The 929-nt window shown below is 62.1% G+C and carries 1 protein-coding gene; it reads right to left on the bottom strand.

The features are described 5' to 3' along the window. Positions 1 to 929: elongation factor Tu (gene tuf, locus VK92_RS38590; RefSeq protein ID WP_048026799.1), on the bottom strand; the 929-nt coding region annotated here is incomplete at both ends.

Here is a 929-nt window from a genome sequence, read left to right as displayed (position 1 = left end):
GCGCCGACCGTACGGCCGCCTTCACGGATTGCGAAGCGCAGACCTTCTTCCATCGCGATCGGAGCAATCAGCTTCACCGTGATCGACACGTTGTCGCCCGGCATCACCATTTCCTTGTCCTTCGGCAGCTCGATCGAGCCCGTCACGTCCGTCGTACGGAAGTAGAACTGCGGACGGTAGTTGTTGAAGAACGGCGTGTGACGGCCGCCTTCGTCCTTGCTCAGCACGTACACTTCAGCCGTGAAGTGCGTGTGCGGCGTGATCGAACCCGGCTTCGCCAGAACCTGGCCACGCTCCACGTCTTCACGCTTCGTGCCGCGCAGCAGGATACCGACGTTGTCGCCTGCCTGACCTTGGTCCAGCAGCTTGCGGAACATTTCAACGCCCGTGCAGGTCGTCTTCACCGTCGGCTTGATACCGACGATTTCGATTTCTTCGCCGACCTTCACGATGCCGCGCTCGACACGACCCGTCACCACCGTACCACGGCCCGAGATCGAGAACACGTCTTCCACCGGCATCAGGAACGCGCCGTCAACTGCACGCTCCGGCGTCGGGATGTACGTGTCCAGCGCGTCTGCCAGGCTCATGATCGCCACTTCGCCCAGCTCGCCCGTGTCGCCTTCCAGTGCCAGCTTGGCCGAACCCTTCACGATCGGCGTGTCGTCGCCCGGGAAGTCGTACTTCGACAGGAGTTCGCGAACTTCCATCTCGACCAGCTCGAGCAGTTCAGCGTCGTCCACCATGTCGCACTTGTTCAGGAACACGATGATGTACGGAACGCCAACCTGACGCGCCAGCAGGATGTGCTCACGCGTTTGCGGCATCGGGCCGTCTGCTGCCGAGCAAACCAGGATCGCGCCGTCCATCTGCGCTGCGCCCGTGATCATGTTCTTCACATAGTCAGCGTGGCCCGGGCAGTCGACGTG

This window comes from Burkholderia sp. LK4, assembly GCF_001043615.1.
Lineage (GTDB): Bacteria > Pseudomonadota > Gammaproteobacteria > Burkholderiales > Burkholderiaceae > Burkholderia > Burkholderia cepacia.
The sequence above is the reverse complement of the archived record's forward strand: the minus strand, read 5'-3'. Positions and strand labels throughout refer to the sequence as shown.